The following is a 22621-nucleotide window of genomic DNA, read 5'->3' as shown; positions in this document are numbered from 1 at the left end:
GTTCCGGGAACCCACCCTACGCAATCGCGTTGCACACGACTATCCTGTTCGGATTGGCGGATTCGCGGCGCACAGCGCGCGGCGGTGCAGACAGCGTGCCTGATGGATTTATTTACCAAAGCTGCAGAACTCGGAATTCAAACCGAATTCTTCGATGGCCAGGGGTGTCGACATGTCACCCCACCCGCCGCCCTCCAGATCATTCTCGACGCAATGCCGGCGCGCTCCACGCATCGGCTGCTCGACAGGATCGCGGTTTTGCGCGCAGGAGAGCCATGCCGCTCGGAATTGACCGCCGCGGCGGCGCTCCCGGTGGCGTGGAAAATCGTCGCGGGCAATTCCAGCGTCGCGGAGGGGGCGGCGCATGAGCGCGGCATCGACTGGCCGTCGCATCTGCCGGTCGGCAGCTATCGGCTGCATCTCGCCGACGCGGACGGCCGGACCGAGGACGCGCCGCTGCTGGTCGCCCCGCCGGGCGCGTTTGGTGGCGCGTTCGAGCGCTCCTGGATCGTCGCGGTCCAGCTCTACGGGCTGCGCACCTCGCGCAATTGGGGCATCGGCGACTTCACCGATCTGGCGAGCCTGATCGAAATCGCCGCCGGATTGGGCGCCGGCGGGATCGGACTGAACCCGCTCCACGCGTTGTTCGACGACCGGCCGGGCGATTGCTCGCCCTATTCGCCGAACAGCCGGCTGTTTCTGAACCCGCTCTATATCGACGTCGAACAACTGCCCGAATTCAAGCTCGCCGATCTGCCCGGCGCATCCGAGGCGATTGCGTCGCTGCGGGATCTCGAGCTGATCGATTACCGCGCCGTGGCCGAGCTGAAATGGCGCGCGCTGCGGCTCGCCTATCAAGGGTTTCGCACCGCGCCGCAGCCCGATCGTCGCGCCGCCTTCGAGGCGTTCCGGCGAGAGCGCGCGCCGCTGCTCACACGGTTCGCCTGTTTCGAGGTGCTGCGTCATCGGTTCGGCGCGCCGTGGTGGGAATGGCCGGACGAATGGCAGCATCCCGAGGATGACCGCTGCGCGCAACTGCGCGACGGGCCGGACGGCGCCGAGATCGAATTCATCGAATACGTGCAATGGTGCGCCGATGATCAGTTGCGTGCTTGTTACGACCTTGCCGCGGCGTGCGGCATGGACGTCGGCCTCTATCTCGACGTCGCGGTCGGCGTGCAGAGCGACGGCTTCGACGCCTGGAACGAACAGGTCGCGATCTCGCGCCATCTGTCGGTCGGCGCGCCGCCCGACCAGTTGAACTCGGCGGGACAGAACTGGGGCCTGGCCGGATTCAACGCCGCAGGGCTGGAGCTGACGGGGTTCGCGCCGTTCCGCGACATGCTGCGGGCGTCGATGCGCTATGCCGGCGCGATCCGGCTCGACCACGTGCTCGGTCTGAACCGGCTCTATCTCGTGCCGCACGGCTTCGCCGCGAACAGCGGCGTCTATGTCACGATGCCGTTCGAGGCTTTGCTGGCGGTGACCGCGCAGGAGAGCGTCGCCAATCGCTGCGTGGTGATCGGCGAGGACCTCGGCACCGTGCCGGAGGGCTTCCGCGAGCGCCTCGCGGCGTGGGGCGTGTGGTCGTATCGCGTGATGATGTTCGAGCGCGATTTCCACCAGGGTTGGTTCTACGGAATAGATCACTATCTGCCGGAGGCGCTGGTCACCTTCAACACCCACGACCTCGCCACCTATTCGGGCTGGCGCAGCTTCACCGATCTGCAGTTCAAGCGTTCGGTCGGCATCGATCCCGGCGAGAGCGACGATGCGCGGCGTCACGCGCTGGCGATGCTCGGCGATGCGCTTCGGCATCACGGCATCGAACAAGAGGACATCTATGCCGTGCTGACGTTTCTCGCGCGCACCCGCTCGCGATTGCTGGCGATTTCGCTCGAGGATCTGCTCGGCGTGACCGATCAGCCGAACGTGCCCGGCACCGTGTTCGAACATCCGAACTGGCGCCGACGCCTGCCGCACGTGCTCGACGAGCTCGTCTCGTTGATCAATCAGCAGGCGCTGCAGGGGGCCACGTCAGCGCGCCGGCCAACGGTCAAGACCGTTGCCGGGTAAGATCGAAGACTACGCACTGATCGGCGACTGCGAGACATCGGCTTTGGTCGGACGCGACGGCTCGATCGATTGGCTGTGCTGGCCGTCGTTCGACTCCGAAGCCTGCTTCGCCGCACTGCTGGGCGACGAAAACCACGGCCACTGGCAGATCTGCCCGGCCGCAGCGATCCTCGCGACGACCCGGTGCTATCGCGGCGACAGCCTGATTCTCGAGACCCGGTTCGAGACCGAAACCGGTGTCGTCACGCTGATCGACTTCATGCCGCTGCGCGGCAAGGCCTCCGACCTCGTGCGGCTGGTGCGCGGCGATTCCGGCCGTGTCGAGATGCGGATGCATCTCGTGCTGCGGTTCGGCTTCGGCGTCGACATTCCCTGGGTCAAGCGCGGGCAGACGCCCGGCGAATTACTCGCGATCTGCGGGCCGGACATGACGGTGCTGCGCTCGCCGGTCGAGACCCATGGCGAGGGCATGACCACGGTCGCAGAGTTTTCAGTGAGCGAGGGCGAGACGATCCCGTTCGTGATGACCTACGGCCCGTCGCATCTGCCGGTGCCTGCGGCGATCGATCCGGTCGCCGCGCTGCGCGACACCGAGCGGTTCTGGACCGACTGGTCCGGCCGCTGCACCTATGACGGCGCCTATCGCGCTTTGGTGATGCGCTCGCTGATCACCCTGAAAGCGCTGACCTTCGCGCCGAGCGGCGGCATCGTCGCGGCGCCGACCACGTCGCTGCCGGAAAAACTCGGTGGCTCCCGCAATTGGGACTATCGCTTCTGCTGGCTGCGCGATGCGACCTTCACGCTGTTTGCGCTGATGAACAACGGCTACTCGGCGGAAGCCTCCGACTGGCACGACTGGCTGCTGCGCGCCGCGGCCGGCGCGCCGGCCAAATTGCAGATCATGTATTCGATCTATGGTCATCGGCGACTGCTGGAGTGGCAGGCGGACTGGCTGCCGGGCTACGAGGGCGCGCAGCCGGTGCGGATCGGCAACGCCGCGCACGCGCAGATGCAGCTCGATGTCTATGGCGAGCTGATCGACGCCTTCCATCAGTGGCGGGTGGCAGGCGTCGAGCTCGACGGCGAGTCCTGGGCGATGGAATGCGCCGTCCTCGAGCATCTGGCGACGATCTGGGATCAGCCGGACAGCGGCATCTGGGAGCGCCGCGGACCCGGCAAGCACTACGTCTTTTCCAAGGTGATGAGTTGGGTCGCGTTCGATCGCGGCATCAAGAGCGCCGAGACGTTCGGTCTGAAGGCGCCGCTCGCGAAATGGCGAGCGCTGCGCGACACGATTCATCGCGACGTCTGCGCCAGGGGCTTCGACGCCCGGCAGAATGCCTTCGTCGAGCACTATGGCGCCGACGTCTTGGACGCCAGCGCGCTGCTGATTCCGGCGGTCGGCTTCCTGCCGTCCGACGATCCGCGGGTCCGCGGCACGCTCGAAGCGGTCGAGACGCATCTGATGCATCGTGGCTTCGTGCTGCGCCACGACCCGCGCGAAACCCCCGACGAGCCGCTGCCGACCGAGGGCGCGTTCCTCGCATGCAGCCTGTGGCTGGCCGATGCGCATATGTTGGCCGGGGACATCGACAAGGCGAAGGCGCTGTTCGATCGCGTCGTCGGCATCGCCAATGACGTCGGCCTTCTCGCCGAGGAATACGACCCCGAGGCGCGGCGGCAGACCGGCAATTTCCCGCAGGCGCTGACCCATATCGCACTGATCAACACCGCCAACAATCTCGGCGCGGCGCAGGCCCCGGCCGAAAAGCCGGCGATGCAGCGCTCGAAATAGATGCGATAGCGTTTTCGAGCGAAGTGGATGCCGGTTCGCGTCAAGAAAACGCGTCAGAACATCAAGTTGGAGCTTCGGTTCTGACTCAATCAGAACCGAAAAAGCTCCAGGCGGAACGTCAGCCCTTGTCGTTGTGCGCGAGGATGAAGTCGATCGCGGCGGCGAAGCCGTCGTCGTCGTTCGAGGCGGTGACGTGCGCGGCGAGCCGCTTGACGTCGTCGGTGGCGTTGCCCATCGCGATCGGCAGCCCGCTGACCCGGAACATCGCGAGATCGTTCTGCATGTCGCCCAGCGTGGCGATCGCCGCGCACGGAATGCCGAGCCGCTTCGCCATCGCCTGCACGAAGGTGCCCTTGTTCCGGCCCGGCGGCGTGACGTCGAGATAGTAGTCCTGCGATCGGATCGCCAGCGCGCTGTCGCCGAGCATCGTCTGCAATTCCGTTTCGCAGCGTTCGAGCAGCGCGAAATCGGCGCTGGCGCCGACGATCTTGCAGGCCTTGTCGGCCAGCGGCGCGAAGTCGTCGATTTGCGTCGGATCGAACCGGATGGCGAGCTTCTCGTGCGCCACGTATCTGCCGTCGTCGCGGCGGATGTACCAATTGTCGTTGGTGAAGATCCAGCCATCGATGCCGTGGCGATCGAGCAATGCGAGGCTGGTCTCCACCGCGGCGGTGGGGATCAGATGCTGCTCGATCACCTCGAGCGACGGCGCGACGATCGAGCTGCCATTGAACGGCCCGAGCGGCAGCGTGATGCCGAGCGGATCGCTGAACATCCGCATCCCGACCGGCGGGCGGCTCGACGTCAGGGTGAAGCCGATGCCGGCCTGTTCGAGCTTCGCCACCGCGGCGCGGGACCTGTCGGTCAGCCGTTTGTCGGACGTCACCAACGTGCCGTCGACGTCGGAAACCACCAGTGCGATGCGGCCCATTAGATAAGACTCTGCTGAGGAAAAGGCCGGGGAAGCTGTTCGACGATGGCGTCGACGATCTGCCCGACCGAGGCGTCGATACTGACGACGAACGGACGCTCGTCCGGGCCGGGCTTCTCCAGCGTCGCGAACTGGCTGTCGAGCAGCCCGGGCGGCATGAAATGGTTCTTGCGCGCCGCCACCCGCTCGGCGATCAGCGCGCGGCTGCCGTCGAGATACACGATCCTGACGTCGTCACGGCCGTGCACGAGAATGTCGCGATAGGCCCGCTTCAGCGCCGAGCATCCGAACACGGCATGGTCCCCGCTGTCGGCAATCCGATCGATCTCGGCGGCGATGGCGCGCAGCCAGGGCCAGCGGTCGTCGTCGGTGAGCGGCTGGCCCGCGCTCATCTTCTCGACATTGCTGGGAGGATGAAAATCGTCGGCGTCCCGATAGGCCCAGCCGAGCCGCTCCGCGAGCTGTTCGCCGATCGTGCTTTTGCCGGAGCCGGACACGCCCATGACGATCAGAACCTGAGGCGCGGGGTCATCGGTCACGAAGCGTCTCCGGCAGCGCGTCCGCCGTGATCAGCCACACCGTCTCGCCGATCGAGCGCGCGTGGCCGGCCGGAAGATCGTCGCCCGCGAAGACGCGGCCGACGATATCGCGCTTGCTCGCGCCATGGACGAGAAACAGCATCTCGGCGCACGACGCCAGCGCCGGGAAGGTGAGGGTGACGCGCGGCACCAACGGTTCGACATGCGCGTTGTCGACGCCCGCGGCCCAGCGGTCGCGGATGCCGAGTTGCGGCCAGCCGGGGAACAGCGACGCGGTGTGGCCGTCGGGTCCGACGCCGCCGAGCACCAGATCGAACAGCGGCCGCGCCCGATCGAGCGTCGCCGCGCCGTAGAACGATTGTAGTTCGTGTTGATAGCGCCGCGCCGCCTCGTCCGGCGTGGCGCTGTCGCCGGCCGGAATAGCGTGAACATTTTCGGGCGGCGCGCGTCCGTCGAGCAGCACGCGCTTGATCGTTCCCATGTTGCTCAGCGGGTCGCCGAACGGCACGAAGCGTTCGTCGCTGATGAACCAGTGCACGCGCGGCCACGGAATCCGGTCGGCGAATTCGGTGGCGAGCAGTTCGAACATCCGCTGCGGTCCGGAGCCGCCGGTCAGGCAGATCGCCGGGCGCTCGCGATGCAGCTCGATGCGCGCGATCAGGCGCTGCGCCGCGAGCCGCGCCAGCGCCTCGGCGTCGGCGGCGACGACGATCTGGCGACCGTCAGCGGTCCGCATCTAGCCGGGCTCCCGCCAGTTGCGGCCGTCGCGGGTCAGCAGAGCGTCGGCGTCCTCCGGGCCTTCGCTGCCGGCCTTGTAGCTCTGCAGCCCCTGCGCGCCTGCTTTGGCCCAGGCATCGATGAACGGTTGCACCGCGCGCCAGCCGGCCTCGACGCCGTCGGCGCGCTGGAACAGGATGTTGTCGCCGATCATGCAGTCGTGCAGCAGCGTCTCGTAGCCGTTGCTCGGCGCCACCTTGAAGTAATCCTTGTAGCGGAAGGTCATCTCGACGCCGTCGATGGCGATCGTCGGTCCCGGAATCTTGGTGTTGAACTGCAGCGCAATGCCTTCGACCGGCTCGATCCCGATCACCAGATAGTTCTGCGACAGCTCTTCCACCGGGGTGCAGCGGAACATCGCGAACGGCGCCTGCTTGAACTTGATCGCCACCTCGGTGCGCTTGGTGCCGAGCGCCTTGCCGGTGCGCAGATAGAACGGCACGCCGGCCCAGCGCCAATTGTCGATCGTCAGCTTCAGCGCCGCATAGGTCTCGGTGGTGCTGCCCTGCGCCACGTCCTTGACGCTGCGATAATCGGGAATTTCGGTGTCGTCGACCTTGCCGGCGATATACTGGCCGCGCACCGAATTGCGCAGCGCCTCGTCTTCGCGCTGGACCTGAATCGCGGCCAGCACGTCGGCTTTGGCCGAGCGTACCGAATGTGCGTTGAAATGCGCCGGCGGCTCCATCGCGACCAGCGACAGCAATTGGAACAGATGGTTCGGGACCATGTCGCGCAGCGCGCCGGTCTTGTCGTAAAAGCTGCCGCGATGGCCGACGCCGAGCTTTTCGTCGACGGTGATCTGGACGTGATCGATATGATCGCGATTCCAGATCGGCTCGAACATGCCGTTGGAAAAGCGCAGCACCAGAATGTTCTGCACCGTCTCCTTGCCGAGATAATGATCGATCCGATACAACTCGTGCTCGGTGACGATGCTGAGCAGGTGATCGTTCAGCGCCTTGGCCGAGGCGAGATCGGTGCCGAACGGTTTTTCGACCACCAGCCGCCGCCATGCGCTGCCGTCTTCTTTGAGCAATCCGGCGCGGCCGAGTTCGGCCGAGATCGGCGCGAAAGCGTCGGGCGGCGTCGCCAGATAGAACAGCCGGTTGCCGCCGGTGTTGCGGCTGGATTCCAGCTTTTCCAACCGCTCGCGCAGCCGGTCGAACGACGCCGGATCGGACGGATCGGCGCTGACCGAGGTCACGCAGTACAACAGCTTGTCGGCGATCTCCTGGTCCACCGGGCGCGTGGCGAATTTCTGCAAGCCCTGCATCAGGCTGGCGCGCAGATCCTCGCTCGACATGTCCTTGCGGGTGATGCCGACGACGCAGAATTTCTCCGGCAGGAGATTGGCCTCGGCGAGATTGTACAGCGCCGGGATGACCAGGCGGTGAGTGAGGTCGCCGGTGACGCCGAAGATGACGAAAGCGCAGCCATCCGGCACCTGCGCATTGGCTTGGGTGGTCACGCGCGCTCCGCTTTCGGTTTCAGGAGATGATCCGGCGCCGCCTGCTGCGCCGGGTCGGGGTGCTGCTGCGGCTCCTTGTGGCCGCCAAAGCCCGCCCGCATCGCCGAGAGAATTTTTTCAGCGAAGGTATGTTCCTTGCGCGAACGGAAGCGTGCGAACAGCGCCGATGTCAGCACCTCGGCGGGCACGGCCTCCTCGATCGCGGCGTTGATGGTCCAGCGGCCTTCCCCGGAATCCTCGACGAAGCCGGAGTAAGTGTCGAGCGTGGCATTGCTGGCGAGCGCCGATGCGGTGAGATCCAGCAGCCAGGACGGGATCACGCTGCCGCGCCGCCACACCTCGGCGATGTCGGCGATGTCGAGATCGAAGCGATGCTCGCTCGGCAGCGCGTCGATATTGGCGTTCTTGAGAATGTCGAAGCCTTCGGCATAGGCCTGCATTAGGCCGTATTCGATGCCGTTGTGGACCATCTTGACGAAATGTCCGGCGCCGACCGGCCCGGCATGGAGGTAGCCGCGCTCGACGCGCGGATCGCGGCCGTCGCGGCCCGGCGTGCGAGGTATCTCGCCGATGCCCGGCGCGAGCGTGGCGAAGATCGGATCGAGCCGGTCGACGATCTGTTTGTCGCCGCCGATCATCATGCAGTAACCGCGCTCATAGCCCCAGATGCCGCCGGAGGTGCCGACATCGACGTAGTGCAGGTTGTTCTCTTTGAGGGTCCTGGCGCGGCGGATGTCGTCCTGCCAGAAGGTGTTGCCGCCGTCGATGATGACGTCGCCGGGCGAGAGCAGCTTGCCGAGCGTTTCGATCGTGGTCTCGGTGATCTGACCGGCGGGCAGCATCACCCACACCGCGCGCGGCGCGTCGAGCTTGCCGACCAGATCGTCCAGGCTGGCCGCGCCCGCCGCGCCCTCGCGCGTCAGCGCTTCGACGACGTTGGGATCCCGATCATACACCACGGCATGGTGGCCACCGTTCATGAGCCGACGAACGATGTTGCCGCCCATTCGTCCGAGGCCGACCATGCCGAGTTGCATGCGCAGGATCTCCGATGTTGCCGGGCTCCGCTTGGGTGCGGAGCCTCGTTGTCGTCGTTGTCGTCAGTTCAAGGCGTCGCGGATCGCGGCGTCGAGCGCTTTCAGTCCGGCGCCGAGATCGCCTTTGATGTGGACCCGAAGCGCGCGGCGGCCGCGTTCGGTCAGCACGTCGAAATCGCCGCGGGCCTGCGCCGCCTTGATCACGCCGAAGCTGGCGGTCTGGCCGGGGACGGGAAGATCCTCGGCGTCGTCGGCGGTGATCTGCAGAAACACGCCGCTGTCCGGTCCGCCTTTGTAGGCCTGGCCGGTCGAGTGCAGGAAGCGCGGACCGAACTCGGCGCAGGTCGCCAGATGCCTGGCGTCGCGCACCGCGAGCCGCATCGTCTGCAACGCCTCGATATGCGCGGCATTCCGCTCGATATAGGCGAGCAGCGCGACGTAGTCGCCGGCCTGCGAGCGCGACAGATGCGCCTTGATCCACGAGCCGAGCGTGCCGTCGGCGCCGGCCTTGCGTAGCGCGGCGGCGTTGGACTCGTCGGTGTAGAGATCGGCTTGCGCGGTGGCCAGCGCCGGCTTCTCCGCGGGCAGTGCGCCGGATGTCTCGAACGCCGCGGTCAGTTCGCGGGTCTTGATCTTGGCGGATTCCACATCCGGCTGATTGAACGGATTGATGCCGAGGATCGCGCCCGCGACCGCGGTGGCGAGTTCGAAGCGGAAGAACTCCTGGCCGATGGCGTCGGGCGATTTCAGCACGATCCGCACCACCGGATGTCCTGCTTGCTCCAGCGCCGCGAGCTTGCCGTCATGCGCGGCGTCGCTTTCGCTCTCGATACGCAGATCGATGAACAGCCGGTCGTTGCCGTAGGTCGAGGGCTCGGCCAGCGGCTCGCCGTCGATCGGGATCAGTCCCTTGCCGTCCTTGCCGGTCGACTCGGCGATCAGTTGCTCGGCCCAGGCGCCGAAATCGGCGATCGCCCTGGAGGAGGTGATCGTCACCTTGTCGCGGCCTTGCAGGCCAGCGCAGCCCATCGCAAGTCCGAGCTGCACGCCGGGATTTTCCTGCGGCGGCACGTCCGGCCCGCAGGAGCGCACCATTGCGAGTGTCAGATCGAGGAACTTTCCGAGATCGAGGCCGGCGGCGGCGGCCGGCGCCATGCCGAACGGCGACAGCACCGAATAGCGACCGCCGATCGTCGGATTGCCGTGGAAGATCCGGGCGAATTTCGCTGCGGTCGCGACCTTCTCCATCGACGAGCCGGGATCGGTCACCGCGACGAAATGTTGGCCGGCCTTGTCGACGCCGACGGTCTCGCCGACGCGCGCGACGAAGTAGTCCTTCATCGCGTTCGGCTCGGTGGTGCCGCCGGATTTCGACGACACGATGAACAGCGTGGTCGCCAATGTGACGCTGCTCTCAAGCGAGCGCACCTGCGCCGGATCCGTGGAGTCGAGTACATGCAGCCTTGGAAAGCCCGGCTGCTGTGCGAAGGTCTTGGCCAGCACTTCCGGGCCGAGGCTCGACCCGCCCATGCCGAGCACGACGGCATCGGTGAAGCCGCGCGCCTTCACCCATTTCGCGAACTCCGCGTAGTCGGCGAGCTTGGCCTTTTCCGCTGCGGCGGAATTCAGCCAGCCGAGCCATTTGTCCTCGTCGGCGCCGGTCCACACCGATTTGTCCTGGTCCCACAGCTTGCGAATCTTGCCGGTGTTGCGCCACTCCTCGCTGTGCTCCTTGACGGAGTTGGCGAGGTCGGCCGCGAGCGCGAGCTTCTGCGTATTGACGCCGCCGGCGAGCACGGTCTCGCGCTTGGATGCGACCGCGCCGAGCAGCTTGTCGAACGCGTCGGCGAACAGCTGCACGCCCTCGGTCACCAGCCTGTCGGTGATCTTGTCGAGCGAGATGCCGACGCCGTCGAGGTCCTTCAACGCCGCGCGGGCGTCGTCGACGTTTTCTTCGAGGCTGGCGCGGGCCTTGCCGTGATCGCGGAACGCATCGAGCGTCGACGGCGGCACGGTGTTGACCGTGTCGGGTCCGATCAGCTCCTCGATATACAGCACGTCGCTGTAGGCCTTGTTCTTGGTGCCGGTCGAGGCCCACAGCAGCCGCTGCGGCTTGGCGCCGCAAATCTCGAGCTTCTTCCAGCGGTCGCCGGAGAACAGCCGCTTGTAGTCCTGATAAGCGAGCTTGGCGTTGGCGATCGCGATCTTGCCCTTCAGCTTTTCCAATCGCGCCTTCTCGGCGGGGTCGTTGGCCTTGGCAATCTTGTCGTCGAGTTCTTTGTCGACCGCACTGTCGATCCGGCTGACGAAGAAGCTGGCGACGCTGGCGACATGCGACGGGTCGCCCCCGCTCGCGATCAGGGCTTCGAGCCCCGAGAGATAGGCTTCCGCGACCTCGACATAGACTTTCTGCGAAAACAGCAGCGTGATGTTGACGCTGATGCCCTTCGAGATCAGGTGCTTGATCGCGGGCAGGCCCTGCCGGGTCGCCGGCACCTTGACCATCAGGTTCTCGCGCTTGACCGCGCCCCACAGCCGCTCGGCCTCGACGATGGTCGCCTTGGTGTCGAGCGCCAGATAGGGTGAAACTTCGAGGCTGACGAAGCCGTCGCGGCCTTCGAGCTTGTCGTAGGTCGGGCGCAGCACGTCGGCCGCGTGCTGAATGTCCTCGACCGCCACCGCCTCGTACAGTTCGCCGACCGAACGGTCGCCCTGCTTCAGGGCGGCCCCGATCGCACCGTCATATTCGTCCGACGAGCCGATCGCCTTCTCGAAGATCGACGGATTGGAGGTGACACCCTTCACGCCGTCGCCGTCGATCAGCTTCTTCAGGTCACCCTTGGCGATAAAGCCGCGGGCCAGGAAATCCAGCCAGACAGCCTGGCCGTGTTGTTCGAGCGCTTTGACGGGGTTCATGTGCCTTGTCTGTTCATTCGGTGCGATGAGGCCTCGCGGGCATTTCCGTCCGGGAGCGGAGCCTTGTCAACACGTCGTTGGCCGCCGCAGGCGCGGGGCCGATGTCGCCGAATGCGGATTGACGCGCAAGCGGCCAAAGGGTTCCCCTTAAGACCTATTCCAACCATGTGATGAGCAGATGTCGGCCGCCGTCATGAGAACGGCCGGCACGCGATCCGATCCGTTGGCGCTTCAACCGTCGAGGTCGCTCTTGGCCAGATCCCAAAGCAGGGTGTAGACGCCGGCCGCGATCAGCTCCGAGCCGGTCGCGCTGAGGGGGCCGGGGCTGGTGACGCCGGGGAGGCACTCCTGGTCCGGCGCCCGGCGAGCGGCATCGACGAAGTCCTCACGCTTTGATCTTGGTCGCGACGTCGTTGATCGCGGCGATCACCGCGTCGCGGATTCCCGGATCGTACAACAGATGTCCGGCGGCATCGATGACGCGTAGTTCGGCGTCCGGCCACACCGCGCCGAGCCGATGCGCGGTGGCCGGCGGGCAGAGCAGATCGTAGCGGCCTTGCACGATGACGCCGGGAATGCCCGCGAGCGCCGGCGCATCATGCAGCAATTGATCGGGGCGCATGAAGCAGTCGTGGACGAAGTAATGCGCTTCCATGAACGGCGTCGACGGGATCGGCCGGGTATTGTTTTCATTGAAGATTTCGAGCCGTGACCGCTTTGGCCCGATTTGCGACATGATCGCCTCGGTTTCGCCCCAGGCCCGCGCCGCGGGGCCGTGCACCTCCGGATCGGGATCGAGGATGCGCCGCCAATAGGCGTCGAGCGGCGCGCTGCGCTCCGCCGCGGGAAGGACGCCGAGAAAATCCGCGTGCAGTTCCGGATAGAACCGCGGCAGGCTCGACATGAATGCACCCTCGAGTTCCGCGCGCGTGCCGAGAAAAGCCGCACGCAGAACGATGCCGCTGACGCGCTGCGGATGCGACTGCGCATAGGCCAGCGCCAGCGTCGCGCCCCACGATCCGCCGACTACGAGCCAGCGTTCGATGCCGAGCGTGGTGCGGATCATTTCCATGTCGGCGATCATATGCGGCAGCGTGTTCGCGGAACGCCCGCCTTTCGGCCGGCTGCGTCCCGCGCCGCGCTGATCGAACAACACGGCGTGAAACCGCTGCGCATCGAACAGCCGCCGATGATCGGGCTGGCAGCCGCTGCCGGGGCCGCCGTGCAGGTAGATCGCGGCGAGACCGTCGGGGTTGCCGTTGGTTTCGACATACAACTCGTGACCGTCGCCGACCGCGAGCATCTGCGCGGTGAGCGGCGCCGTGGATTTGCCGTTGCTGTCGGAACGAATCTCGGACTTCGCGTCGGGTGCCATCACATTTGGTTACAGTGAAATGGCGTCGAATGCGAGCGCACGAAGATCGGTCATGCGGGTAACAGGGTTGCGCATCGGGTGCCTTGCCCTCACCTTGAGAGGAGCAAAACGGAAACCTTGGAATGCCGAGATATTATTTCAACACGCGGATCGGTGAAGAGCTGATCCCGGACCCGGAAGGCGAAGATTTGCGCGATGCCGATCACGCCTGGCAAGTCGCCCGCGCCACCATCAAGGAAATCATCAAGACCGAGGCCGCGCAGGTAGACCTGATCCGCGCGAGCCTCGAAGTCACCGACGAAGAGGGTGACGTGGTGCTGGATTTCCCATTCAGCGAAGCGCTTGTCGACATGCCGGCGCTGCCGCGGAACAGGCACTGACTCCCTGGATTCGCGGTGGCGTGGCATCGTTCACCGCGCTATCACGTCATTGTCAACCGGGGGGACCATGCAAGACATCTGGCGACTGTCCGCGGCCGACCTGGCCGGCTTGATCCGCAAACGCGAGGTCTCGGCGCGCGAAGCGACGCAGGCTGCGCTGGATCGACTCGACGCCGTCAATCCGGCGATCAACGCGGTGATCGATCATCGCCCGGACGATGCGCTGGCGCAGGCCGATGCCGTCGATGCGTCGCTGAAGCGCGGCGATGGCGCGGGTCCGCTCGCGGGCGTGCCGGTCACCGTCAAGGTCAACATCGATCAGCAAGGTTTCGCGACCACCAACGGCGTGACGCTGCAGCGCGACCTGATAGCGGCATCCAACAGCCCGGTGGTCGACAATCTGCGCAAGGCCGGCGCAGTGATCGTCGGCCGCACCAATACGCCGGCGTTCTCCTATCGCTGGTTCACTTCCAACAAACTACACGGCGAGACGCTGAACCCACGCGATCCCTCGATCACGCCCGGGGGGTCGTCGGGCGGCGCCGCAGCGGCGGTCGCAGCCGGCATCGGCCATATCGCGCATGGCACCGATATCGCCGGCTCGGTGCGCTATCCGGCCTATGCTTGCGGCGTGCACGGCCTGCGGCCGACGCTCGGCCGGGTCGCCGCCTACAACGCGTCGTCGCCGGAGCGATCGATCTGTCCGCAGATCAGCGCGGTGTCGGGACCGTTGGCGCGCACGATCGGCGATCTTCGGATCGCGCTCGCCGCGATGTCGCAGCCGGACGCGCGCGACCCGTGGTGGGTGCCGGCGCCGCTGGTAGGTCCCGCAATGCCGAAGCGGGCGGCGCTGTGCATCGCGCCCGATGGCCTCCATGTCGTTCCCGAGGTGCGTGACGCTGTCATCGACGCCGCGCGCCGGCTCGAGAAGGCCGGCTGGACCGTCGAGGAATTGCAGAACGCGCCGCCGCTGCGCGAAGCCGCCGACCTGCAGACCAGGCTCTGGCTCGGCGACGGTTATCAGGCCATGCGTGAAGCCGCCGAGCGAGAGGGCGACCCCGGCGCGCTGGCCTGCCTTGGCGGCAATCGCGACAAGGCGATCGACGATCAGGCCGCTTATTCGAAGATCCTGACCCGCCGCGCGACACTGACGCGCGATTGGCAGCTGTTCTTCGAACGCTACGCGGTGCTGCTGATGCCGGTGTCGGGCGAACTGCCGTTTCCGCAGCGGCTCGATCTGAAGGACGAGGCGTCGTTCGAGCGGGTGTGGGCGGCGCAGATGCCGCAGGTCGCAATCCCGTTGATGGGGCTGCCCGGGCTGACAGTGTCGACCGGGCTGGTCGGCCGCACGCCGGTTGGCGTACAGATTGTTGCCGGCCGCTATCGCGAGGATCTGTGCCTGCTGGCCGGCGAGGCGATCGAGGCCGGCGGCACGCCGGCGTCGCCAATCGATCCGCTGCGTTGAACAGGGGCGTCCGATAATGACATCGATTCAAGACTTCACGGCCAAGACACTCGCGGGCGAGGAGCTTCCGTTGAAGCGGTTCGAAGGCCAGGTGCTGCTGATCGTCAACACCGCCAGCGCCTGCGGATTCACTCCGCAATACAAGGGCCTCGAAGCGCTGCAGAAAACCTACGGACCACGCGGCTTTTCGGTGCTGGGCTTTCCCTGCAACCAGTTCGGCGCGCAGGAATCCGGAAACGAAACCGAGATTGCGCAATTCTGCTCGACCAACTACGGCGTCAGCTTTCCGATGTTTGCGAAGATCGACGTCAATGGCGCGAACGCGCATCCGCTGTACAAGTTTCTGAAGGATGAGAAATCCGGCCTGCTCGGTTCGGCGATCAAATGGAATTTCACCAAATTCCTGGTCGATCGCGCCGGCCATGTGGTATCGCGACACGCGCCGACGACCACGCCGGAGTCGCTCGCAAAGGATATCGAGACGCTGCTATGACCGACAAGACTGCGACCACCGCCAACGCCATCGAACTGCCGGACCGGCTGTCGATCGAGCCGAACAGCCCCTATTTCAACGAGGCTCTGCTGGATCTCGACGTCGGGATCCGGTTCAAGGGCCAGGAAAAGAACAACGTGATCGAGTATTGCGTCAGCGAGGGCTGGGTCCGCGTGGCCGCCGGCACGGCGAAGGACCGCTTCGGCAATCAGCTCGCGATCAAGGTTCACGGACCCGTCGAACCTTACATCCGCCCGCGAAGCTGACCCGCACAACTTCGCTGAGCGCAACGCGATATCGCTGATTGCATCTGTTGACCTCGTGTCCGGGTGACGCCGCGATGACGATTGTGTTCTGTTTTGGTCGAAAAATTGCGGCATTTCCGCAACTGGTCACCGCAGCAACGCGAGCCGGGCTCGAATGCCTGCCGTTTGAGCTTGCGGCAGCGCGGCATTCCCGGCAGCATCTCAGTCGAAATTGATTTTTTCTCCGTCTGATCTGACTTCGTTTCACGACTTCGATTGCAGGAGGATGGCTGGTGTCGATTGCCGAGGACCGGCCGAAGCGCCGCCGCTTTCAGCTGCTGCTGATCAAGCCGTCGCATTACGGCGACGATGGCTACGTGATCCGGTGGTGGCGGGCGATGATCCCGTCCAACTCGCTGGCGAGCCTTTACGGGATTGCGCAGGAAAGCGCCGCGCGGCAAGTGCTCGGTCCGGATGTCGAGATCGACATCGAAGCGATCGACGAGTTCAACACCAGGATCGACATTCCCAAGCTGTTGAAGCGGCTCGCCGCGCATGGCAATTTCGGCATGGTCGGGCTGATCGGCGTACAGTCGAATCAGTATCCGCGCGCGCTCGACATTGCCCGGCCGTTTCGCGCCGCCGGTGTGCAGGTCGTCATCGGCGGCTTTCACGTCTCGGGCTGTCTGTCGATGCTCGACGGCCAAGCGGTCGATCTCGACGCCTGCCGCGACCTCGGCGTCTCGATTTTCGCCGGCGAGGCTGAGGGGCGGATCGATCGGCTGCTGCAGGATGCGGCGAAGGGGAGTCTGCAGCCGCTGTACAACTATCTCGACGATCTGCCCGGCATCGAAGGCACGCCGGTGCCGTTTCTGCCGCTCGCCAACGTCAAGCGCACGCTGGGCCTGTCGACCTCGTTCGATGCCGGTCGCGGCTGTCCGTATCAGTGCTCGTTCTGCACCATCATCAACGTTCAGGGGCGCAAGTCGCGCTACCGCACGCCGGACGATGTCGAGGCGCTGGTGCGCGCCAACTGGAAGCAGGGCGTCTCGAAATTCTTCATCACCGACGACAATTTCGCGCGCAACAAGGATTGGGAAGCGATCCTCGACCGCTTGATCTGGCTGAAGGAAGAGCAGGGCATCCCGCTCGGCTTGCTGATCCAGGTCGACACGCTGTGTCACAAGATCCCGAATTTCATCGAGAAGGCCAAACGCGCGGGCGTCACCCGGGTGTTCCTCGGGCTCGAGAGCATCAATCCGGAGACCTTGCTGCTGGCGAATAAGCGGCAGAACAAGATCACCGAGTATCGCGCGATGCTGCTGGCGTGGAAGGCGCAGGGCATCATCACCTTGGCCGGCTACATCCTCGGCTTTCCCGCCGACACGCCGGAGAGCATTCTTGCCGACATCGACATCATCAAGCGCGAACTGCCGATCGACATTCTGGAGTTCTTCTGCCTGACGCCGCTGCCAGGCTCGGAGGATCACCAGAAGCTGTGGAAGGCCGGGATCGCGATGGACGCCGACCTCAACCGATACGACATCGAGCACGTCTGCACCGCGCATCAGAAGATGTCGCAGCAGGCGTGGGAGGACGTCTATCAGCAGGTCTGGCGGCACTACTATTCGCCGGCGCACATTGAGACATTGTTGCGCCGCGCCGCGAAGACCGGCATCAAGCTGGACAGCATGGTGAAGCTCTTGCTGACCTTCTCGCTGGCGGTGTCGCTGGAGAACGTCCACCCGCTGCAGAGCGGCGTGTTCCGGCTCCGGCATCCGTCGGAGCGGCGGCCCGGCCTGCCGCGTGAGAATGCCATCGCATTCTGGCCGCGACTGGCCTTCGAACTCGCTCACAAGACCACCGTGATCCTGTCGACGGCATGGGGACTGAGCAAGGTTGCATTCCGGGTGGCGCGCGATCCGAAGCGCTACGACTACACCGACGCGGCGCTGACGCCGGTTTCGGATGAGGACGAGTCCGAGCTCGAGATGTTCACCCATACAGCCGCGGCGAAACAGGCGGTGGCGCATCGCAACAAAGTGCTGAATCTGACCCGCGGCGCGGCCTAGCTCGGAGCCCTGTCGACGCGCGGCGATCCGCAGGTGGCGCGGCGGCGCTGAAGAAACCAGCTCCGATCGCGAACTTCCCGGTTCTGCTTCAATCTCTCGCTGTGCGGCCCCATGCCTGACCGCAGCGATTGTCGGACGCCCTCATGTTAACGATTTCGGCGATTTGGCAGCGAATCCGAGGACGCCCCGTCCGCAGGTGTTGTGTCTTGCGCGCCAGAACCGTCGATATGTAGAGCCTGAACTGCCGGGGCGGGTGATTCGCAGTGATTCGTCTGCGCTTCGTTCCACCCGCGTTCCAGAAGTTAAGATCGGTCAGCAATCTTGTCACATCGCGGGACACATCCGGCAACCGACACGAAATCCCTCGACTCGACGGCGCGTCGGCGTTCATGACGCCGAAAGCCGCGCTGATCTCCTGGCTCAGGGCGGCGGATTAATCATTTTGAGGCCGCGCGCCGGACACCTAAGAACGCTCCTCGCATTCCTTGTGGGTCTCGCGGCTGCAACTCACGACATGTCGTGCGTGAACGCCTGGAACAAACGGTTGCCAGTGATTCGACCCCTGTTCGTTCCAGTCGCGTTCTGAAGGTTAAGATACGTCAGTAACGTTGTCGCAATTTAGGACACGCGATGCATTGGCACCCGGCTCAGACCCCGAGGCCCTGAGCTTTGGCGGCGAGGCGACGACGGAAGGCGCGGTCGCGCTTCAAGTGCCATTCGCGGCTCATTGCGTCCTGCCTTCGGGTAAAGCGCTCGCTGTGGATCAGCACCCAGGTCCGTCCGCGGGTCGAGCGTGCGCCGGCGCCGGCATTGTGCTGCGTCAGGCGGCGGTCGAGGTCGAGCGTCCAGCCGACATAGGTCAGATAACGGCCCGGACCGACGCAGCCCAGCACATAGACGAAGCATTCTTCGACGGGATGATCTTGCATCGTGCGAAATTTGCACGCGGCGCTTGGTCCGGCAATCCGCCGCGGCTTCCGCGCGTTGACAGTCCGAGGCCAAAGCCGCTTGGCTGGGGCTCGATCAAACGCCAATGGAGATCACGATGACCGGCAGAACGATGACGATAGCGATGCTGATGGCGCTCGGCTGGGGCGGCGCCGCGGCTGCGCAAGACGTGCCCGGCATCGAGATCTGCACGGTCGAGAAGACGATGGAGCGTCGCACCAGTTGCCTGCAGAGCAATGTCGACTTTTTGCAGAAGTCGCTCGACAAGACGCGGCTCGATCAGCAGCAGAAGATCGACTCTGCGAACCGCCAGATCGAGGCGCTGAAAGGCGCATTGGTGGCGATGCAGAAGTCCATCGAGCAAGTGCAGGCAGCGCAGAAGAAGCCGGACCCCGCCGCGGCCGCGCCTGCCAAGGACTCCACGCCGCCAAAGACCGACGCGAAGTAGCAGACAACGAACGCGCATGCCGGTTCGCGGAATTTCGCCGCGTACCTCGGCTTGGCAATGCGCGCCGACATGCCCTAACATCACCGCATCAACACGCTGCGCATGCGGGACTTCGATCCGCTCTGCAAAAATAACAAAACATAGGAGGATCCATGTCCAACATTCGCGTTCTCGCAACCGATCTGGCATTTCCCGAAGGCCCGGTGGTGATGCCTGACGGCTCGGTTGTGCTGGTCGAAATCCGCGCGCAGCAGCTCACGCGGATCTGGCCGGACGGCCGCAAGGAAGTCGTCGCCAAGGTGCCGGGCGGCCCCAACGGCGCGGCGCTCGGCCCCGACGGCAAGATGTACATCTGCAACAATGGCGGCTTCGGCTGGTTTCCGTCGCGCGGGACGATGATGCCCGGCGCGCCGGAGCCCCACGAATATATCGGTGGTTCGATCCAGCGGATCGACCTGACCAGCGGCAAAGTCGAGACGCTGTTCGACAAATGCGGCGAGCACCCGCTGAAAGGCCCGAACGATCTGGTGTTCGATAGGCACGGCGGCCTGTGGTTCACCGACCTCGGCAAGCGCCGCGCCCGCGACTTGGATGTCGGCGCCGCCTATTACATCAAGCCAGGCATGAAAGAGATCAGCGAGCAGGTGTTCGGTACGCTGCCGCTGAACGGCATCGGCCTGTCGCCGGACGAGACCACAATGTATGCCGCCGAGACGCCGACGGCGCGGTTGTGGGCCTACGACATCGTCGCGCCCGGCGAGATCAAGCCGCGCGATGTGATCTATCGCGGCGAGAAGGGCAAGCCGATTGCCGGCCTCGGCGGCTATCAGATGTTCGATTCGCTCGCGGTCGAGGCGGGCGGCAATGTGTGCGTCGCGACGCTGGTGTCGGGCTGCATTTCGGTGATCGCGCCGGATGGTTCGCTGGTCGAGCAGGTGCCGACCGGCGACCGCGTCACCACCAACATCGCGTTCGGCGGCCCTGAGCTGAAGACCGCCTACATCACCTTGTCCGGCAAGGGCGAGCTGATCGCGATGGACTGGCCGCGGCCCGGCCTGCCGCTGAACTTCCTGAACAAATAGTGTTCGGTTGGTCTTCGAAGAGTTCGACATCGCGCCCGGGCCATGTCCCGGGCGGACCGATTGTTTTTGAGCTGCGCGTCTGCATTTCGTCGTCGATGGTCGGGACAAGCCGCCTCGTCACGGAGTAAGGACGTCTGTCTGCAGGACCTATCAAGGAAGCACAATAATGCCCTGGCTCGAACCCATCACCCTCAGCGGTCCCCATGCGACGTTGGAGCCGTTGGCGCCGGCGCATCGCGATGGACTGATCGAGGCGGTGCAGGACGGCGAGTTGTGGAAGCTGTGGTACACGGCCGTGCCGGCGCCGGACCGGGTCGAGGCCGAGATCGCCCGCCGGCTCGCGCTGCAGGCGCAGGGTGCGATGCTGCCATGGACGGTGAAGGATGCGGCGGGCCGGATCGCCGGCATGACCACCTACATGAATGTCGATGCCGCCAGCCGCCGGGTGGAGATCGGCTCGACCTGGTACGCGCAACGCGTGCAGCGCACCGGGCTCAACACGCAATGCAAGCTGTTGCTGCTTCAGCACGCGTTCGAGGCGCTCGACTGCATCGCCGTCGAATTCCGCACGCATTTCTTCAATCATCAGTCGCGGCGCGGGATCGAACGGCTCGGCGCCAAGCAGGATGGTATCCTGCGCAATCATCAGATTGCGCCGAACGGCACGCTGCGCGATACCGTGGTGTATTCGATCATCGCCGCTGAATGGCCGACGGTGAAAGCGCACCTTAACTATCAGCTCTCCGGTAAACTACGGGCGGAAACACCTGGTTCCATTTGATATCGATCAAGGTCGGGATTGCTACCAGCTTGCTGATCGAAAGAATTATCCGCTCAGCAACCGCTGTTTGATTTACATCATTTTGCGGACCGACCAGTGCCGCCATCCTGCTGCAATGCCGTTTTACCGCTTTCACGTTCGCGATCCGATCAACCGCGTCGATGGCCCGGGCCACGACGGGGCGGCGCTGGCCGACGACATCGACGCCACGCTGTTCGCGGCTGGCGTGATTCAGCGGCTGGTGCAGTTGCAACCCACCGTGCCGCTGACCTGGGCGATCGAGATCATGCAAGACCAGCGTCGAGTCTGCGCGCTTCCGTTCGAAAAGGGCTGCCAGGTGATGCTGCGGCCGGAGTGGGTTTGCGACCAGCCGACCGACGTGCACGAAGGCTGGCGCTGAGCGCAGCGTTCACGCCCGGCCCGATCCATCACCCCACCCGGATGCCGAGTTGATCGGCCCGGTGCGGGTATCGATCACCGGAACCCGCACCCGCCGGCCTCACACCTCGCGGCGGCTGAGGAACGCCAGCCGCTCGAACAGGTGGACATCCTGTTCGTTCTTGAGCAGCGCGCCGTGCAGCGGCGGGATCAGCTTGCGCGGGTCGCGTTCGCGCAGCGTCTCCGGACTCATGTCCTCGTTGAGCAGGAGCTTGAGCCAATCGAGCAGCTCCGAGGTCGAAGGTTTCTTCTTCAAGCCCGGAACGTCGCGCACTTCGAAGAAGATCTTGAGCGCCTCCTGCACCAGCCGCTGCTTGATACCGGGGAAGTGGACGTCGACGATCTGCTGCATGGTGTCGGCGTCGGGAAACTTGATATAGTGGAAGAAGCAACGGCGCAGGAACGCGTCGGGTAGCTCCTTCTCGTTGTTCGAGGTGATCATCACGATCGGGCGCTTCTCGGCCTTGATGGTCTCGCCGGTCTCGTAGACGTGAAATTCCATGCGGTCGAGTTCGAGCAAAAGGTCGTTCGGGAATTCGATGTCGGCCTTGTCGATCTCGTCGATCAAAAGCACCGGGCGCTGGCCGTGGGTGAACGCTTCCCAGAGCTTGCCGCGCCTGATGTAGTTGGAAATGTCGGAGACGCGCGGATCGCCGAGCTGGCTGTCGCGCAGCCGTGACACGGCGTCGTATTCGTACAGCCCCTGCTGCGCCTTGGTGGTCGACTTGATGTGCCAGGTCAGCAGCGGGGCATCGAGCGCCTTGGCGACTTCCTCGGCCAGCACGGTCTTGCCGGTGCCGGGTTCGCCTTTCACCAAGAGCGGCCGCTCGAGTACGATCGCCGCATTGACGGCGACCTTGAGATCGTCGGTCGCCACGTAGTCCTTGGTGCCGGTAAACTTCATGCGTTTCTGCCTCGTCCGTGATCAGGCGCGCGCGCCATTCTTGTTGCTTTTATCGTGAGCGCGCGGCCGCAGACGGCGGCCGCACATCGCTGTGTTCCTGCGTATCAGGCTCTGCGGATCATGGCCAGCAGCACCAGCACGATCACCGCGCCGATCGCCGAGTTGATGATCGCGCGAAAGATGCCGGCGCCGAGATTGACGCCGAGGAACGGCAGCAGCCAGCCCGCGACAACTGCACCGACGATGCCGATGGCGATGTTGCCGATTAGGCCGAAGCCGCCGCCGCGAACGAGCAAGCCTGCGAGCCAGCCGGCGATCGCGCCGACCAGCAGCCAAACGATAATGGAATCGATCCCCATGACGCCCCTCTTAATTCCGTCCAACCTGCCTGTTGTGGTTCGGCACCGCAGTGTAGTGCAAAAACCCGTGAGGTCTAGGCGGTGGAACT

22 protein-coding genes are annotated in these 22621 nt (G+C 65.0%); 12 read left to right on the top strand and 10 right to left on the bottom strand.

From position 1 onward, the window contains the following. The first annotated feature begins 102 nt into the window (after nt 1-102). A complete protein-coding gene (gene malQ, locus BMY71_RS07580) occupies nt 103-2076 on the top strand; it encodes a 4-alpha-glucanotransferase (protein ID WP_092683149.1) in 1974 nt (657 codons plus the stop codon). Next, the gene (locus BMY71_RS07575) at nt 2066-3871 is read left to right on the top strand and encodes a glycoside hydrolase family 15 protein (protein ID WP_092682817.1); all 1806 of its coding nucleotides are present in this window, start codon (nt 2066-2068) and stop codon (nt 3869-3871) included. The genes malQ and BMY71_RS07575 overlap by 11 nt, the downstream gene beginning before the upstream one ends. 118 nt (nt 3872-3989) lie before the next feature. On the opposite strand, the gene BMY71_RS07570 is transcribed toward BMY71_RS07575, so the two are convergent. The 7 genes from BMY71_RS07570 to pip all read right to left on the bottom strand — a co-directional run bounded on the left by BMY71_RS07570 (nt 3990) and on the right by pip (nt 12917). Then, complete coding sequence (locus BMY71_RS07570) at nt 3990-4802, bottom strand: Cof-type HAD-IIB family hydrolase (protein WP_092682815.1); 813 nt, start codon at nt 4800-4802, stop codon at nt 3990-3992. Further along, nucleotides 4802-5305 (bottom strand): gluconokinase, encoded by a 504-nt coding sequence (locus BMY71_RS07565; RefSeq protein ID WP_092682813.1) that lies wholly within the window; start codon nt 5303-5305, stop codon nt 4802-4804. The genes BMY71_RS07570 and BMY71_RS07565 overlap by 1 nt, the downstream gene beginning before the upstream one ends. Before the next feature lie 25 nt (nt 5306-5330). Next, the gene (gene pgl / locus BMY71_RS07560) at nt 5331-6077 is read right to left on the bottom strand and encodes a 6-phosphogluconolactonase (protein WP_092682811.1); all 747 of its coding nucleotides are present in this window, start codon (nt 6075-6077) and stop codon (nt 5331-5333) included. After that, entirely contained in the window at nt 6078-7589 is a 1512-nt protein-coding gene (gene zwf / locus BMY71_RS07555; protein ID WP_011503866.1) for a glucose-6-phosphate dehydrogenase, read from the bottom strand. Next, nucleotides 7586-8626 (bottom strand): phosphogluconate dehydrogenase (NAD(+)-dependent, decarboxylating), encoded by a 1041-nt coding sequence (gene gnd, locus BMY71_RS07550; RefSeq protein ID WP_092682809.1) that lies wholly within the window; start codon nt 8624-8626, stop codon nt 7586-7588. Before gnd ends, zwf begins: the two co-directional genes overlap by 4 nt. A gap of 63 nt (nt 8627-8689) precedes the next feature. Beyond that, nucleotides 8690-11542 carry a bifunctional transaldolase/phosoglucose isomerase gene (locus BMY71_RS07545; RefSeq protein ID WP_092682807.1) on the bottom strand — a complete coding sequence of 951 codons (2853 nt, stop codon included), beginning with the start codon at nt 11540-11542 and terminating at the stop codon, nt 8690-8692. 385 nt (nt 11543-11927) lie between these two features. Then, nucleotides 11928-12917, bottom strand: a complete 990-nt coding sequence (gene pip / locus BMY71_RS07540; protein WP_092682805.1) for a prolyl aminopeptidase — start codon at nt 12915-12917, stop codon at nt 11928-11930. 122 nt (nt 12918-13039) lie between these two features. Here pip and BMY71_RS07535 point away from each other — a divergent pair, with 122 nt between their 5' ends. The 6 genes from BMY71_RS07535 to BMY71_RS07515 all read left to right on the top strand — a co-directional run bounded on the left by BMY71_RS07535 (nt 13040) and on the right by BMY71_RS07515 (nt 17572). Then, nucleotides 13040-13297, top strand: coding sequence for a DUF6894 family protein (locus tag BMY71_RS07535; RefSeq protein ID WP_011503862.1), 258 nt, complete (start codon nt 13040-13042; stop codon nt 13295-13297). A 67-nt stretch (nt 13298-13364) separates the two neighbouring features. Then, nucleotides 13365-14762 carry an amidase family protein gene (locus BMY71_RS07530; protein ID WP_092682803.1) on the top strand — a complete coding sequence of 466 codons (1398 nt, stop codon included), beginning with the start codon at nt 13365-13367 and terminating at the stop codon, nt 14760-14762. A gap of 16 nt (nt 14763-14778) precedes the next feature. Next, entirely contained in the window at nt 14779-15255 is a 477-nt protein-coding gene (locus tag BMY71_RS07525) for a glutathione peroxidase (RefSeq protein WP_011503860.1), read from the top strand. After that, entirely contained in the window at nt 15252-15521 is a 270-nt protein-coding gene (locus BMY71_RS07520; RefSeq protein WP_011503859.1) for a DUF3297 family protein, read from the top strand. The genes BMY71_RS07525 and BMY71_RS07520 overlap by 4 nt, the downstream gene beginning before the upstream one ends. A 74-nt stretch (nt 15522-15595) precedes the next feature. Next, nucleotides 15596-15736, top strand: a complete 141-nt coding sequence (locus tag BMY71_RS24850) for a hypothetical protein (RefSeq protein WP_175557629.1) — start codon at nt 15596-15598, stop codon at nt 15734-15736. 57 nt (nt 15737-15793) lie between these two features. After that, nucleotides 15794-17572: a B12-binding domain-containing radical SAM protein gene (locus BMY71_RS07515; protein WP_092682801.1), complete on the top strand. Its 1779-nt coding sequence runs from the start codon at nt 15794-15796 to the stop codon at nt 17570-17572. 647 nt (nt 17573-18219) lie between these two features. Here the strand turns inward: BMY71_RS07515 and BMY71_RS07510 are convergent. Next, nucleotides 18220-18501, bottom strand: a complete 282-nt coding sequence (locus tag BMY71_RS07510) for a GIY-YIG nuclease family protein (protein ID WP_092682799.1) — start codon at nt 18499-18501, stop codon at nt 18220-18222. A 116-nt stretch (nt 18502-18617) separates the two neighbouring features. Here BMY71_RS07510 and BMY71_RS07505 point away from each other — a divergent pair, with 116 nt between their 5' ends. The 4 genes from BMY71_RS07505 (at nt 18618) to BMY71_RS07490 (ending at nt 21231) form a co-directional block, all read left to right on the top strand. After that, nucleotides 18618-18968 carry a hypothetical protein gene (locus BMY71_RS07505; protein WP_092683147.1) on the top strand — a complete coding sequence of 117 codons (351 nt, stop codon included), beginning with the start codon at nt 18618-18620 and terminating at the stop codon, nt 18966-18968. 152 nt (nt 18969-19120) lie between these two features. Continuing rightward, on the top strand, nt 19121-20050 hold the full coding sequence (locus BMY71_RS07500) for an SMP-30/gluconolactonase/LRE family protein (RefSeq protein ID WP_092682797.1): 930 nt from the start codon (nt 19121-19123) through the stop codon (nt 20048-20050). 166 nt (nt 20051-20216) lie between these two features. Further along, a complete protein-coding gene (locus BMY71_RS07495; protein WP_092682795.1) occupies nt 20217-20831 on the top strand; it encodes a GNAT family N-acetyltransferase in 615 nt (204 codons plus the stop codon). 67 nt (nt 20832-20898) lie between these two features. Further along, nucleotides 20899-21231: a hypothetical protein gene (locus tag BMY71_RS07490; protein ID WP_244526007.1), complete on the top strand. Its 333-nt coding sequence runs from the start codon at nt 20899-20901 to the stop codon at nt 21229-21231. Nucleotides 21232-21330: 99 nt separating this feature from the next. Here BMY71_RS07490 and BMY71_RS07485 read toward each other — a convergent pair whose 3' ends face one another. After that, complete coding sequence (locus tag BMY71_RS07485) at nt 21331-22173, bottom strand: AAA family ATPase (RefSeq protein ID WP_011503852.1); 843 nt, start codon at nt 22171-22173, stop codon at nt 21331-21333. Nucleotides 22174-22277: 104 nt separating this feature from the next. Further along, entirely contained in the window at nt 22278-22532 is a 255-nt protein-coding gene (locus BMY71_RS07480) for a GlsB/YeaQ/YmgE family stress response membrane protein (protein ID WP_011503851.1), read from the bottom strand. Between the last annotated feature and the right edge of the window lie 89 nt (nt 22533-22621).

The organism is Rhodopseudomonas pseudopalustris (assembly GCF_900110435.1).
In the GTDB taxonomy this organism is placed as follows: Bacteria; Pseudomonadota; Alphaproteobacteria; order Rhizobiales; family Xanthobacteraceae; genus Rhodopseudomonas; species Rhodopseudomonas pseudopalustris.
The sequence above is the reverse complement of the archived record's forward strand: the minus strand, read 5'-3'. Positions and strand labels throughout refer to the sequence as shown.